The sequence below is a fragment of the Legionella bozemanae genome, from assembly GCF_001648595.1.
Lineage (GTDB): Bacteria > Pseudomonadota > Gammaproteobacteria > Legionellales > Legionellaceae > Legionella > Legionella bozemanae.
The window spans coordinates 1-1,271 of sequence record NZ_LBAW01000069.1 but is presented as its reverse complement, the minus strand read 5'-3'; the positions used below and the strand labels follow the sequence as shown (position 1 = coordinate 1,271).

Here is a 1,271-nt window from a genome sequence, read left to right as displayed (position 1 = left end):
ATTCAGGATGAAAGTTATGCGATTACGCACGGACAATCCAATAATCGCGTTCAATGCTCGAATCAAAAGCCTACCTGCACGATGAAGACACATGAAGAACAATGCTTCAGCTCTCGTTTATTGCCCGATCAAACCTGCACCAAGTACCTTAAGGTCCTGGTGGACTCCGAAAAAGTGGTGCAACGCGCTGATTTTTCGTTTTATGTTGCTAAAAAATGGACCGGAGTGATTACTGTAAATTTGGTGACTGGCGCAATCACTAATGCTGTGGGTGGCTCTGTTCCTTATCCCATTCGGATGAAACATTCGTGTGATGGAATGAGTGCCACCATTCATTCGATACGAAATAATGGGGCGAATGCGTATTGGGTTCAGGTGATTGGTACTCCAACATGCGCTAATAATGGGTTGTTGACCTTTTATATTAATAAAGGATGGGGACGAATTTATCCCATTCAAGTTGCTTTGACGGTCACAGCACACTCCAAACCCTACATCAGCCAAGAATATTGGGACAATCATTGCATGAGCTTTGAAAATAAGGGGTCGCTGTGTCGAATCAAAAAAGAACAATGCACGGATACTCAGTCACCTAAAGTAATTGATGGTCTTCCTGTATCCCGTGCGTGTTGGGCGCGTGTGCTGACGTACTCTTGTTCTAGCGCGGCTGCTGATGAATGCATCACACAGAAAAATAAAGGGTGTTTTCAAACGGCCTCTGAGTGTGCGCGTTTTGATAGGCAGACTTGTGCCCTGTATAAGCAAACGTACAGTTGTCAAGAAAATGTGTGTGAAGCACCTATCGAATGCATTAAAGACTTATTTTGTGCCGATGGTGACTGTACAGAGCATTCCCAAACCCAAAATACTGATTTTGGGCAAAGTGTTTCTTCTTTAGCGGTTGTGGGGGAAGCGGGGCATGAATTAAGTCAACAACCCAATGCGTCTCTTTTTGGCGGACAAGCCGTGCAATGCAAAATATGGCCCTTGGATCTTATTGATTGTTGTCATGATAAAGGATGGGGAAAAGACATTGATTTGCTTCATTGTCGTGATGAAGACAAAGCGCTGGGTCGCGCCAAATTAAATTATGTAGCTCATTATCTGGGCGAGTATTGTAGTGAAAAAGTGGCTGGGGTTTGTTTAGAACACAAACGCTCTTACTGCGTATTTCCAAGCAAAATGGCCCGAATTATTCAGGAAGCTCGTCTTACACAAGTTAATGGTCATGGTTTGGGTGATGCAGAGCATCCAACCTGTGCAGGAATGAG

General features: G+C 44.1%; 1 protein-coding gene. It reads left to right on the top strand.

All coding sequences use genetic code 11. From position 1 onward, the window contains the following. On the top strand, positions 1 to 1,271 hold a 1,271-nt coding region (gene traN / locus A8O27_RS18025; RefSeq protein ID WP_064115163.1), incomplete at both ends, for a type-F conjugative transfer system mating-pair stabilization protein TraN.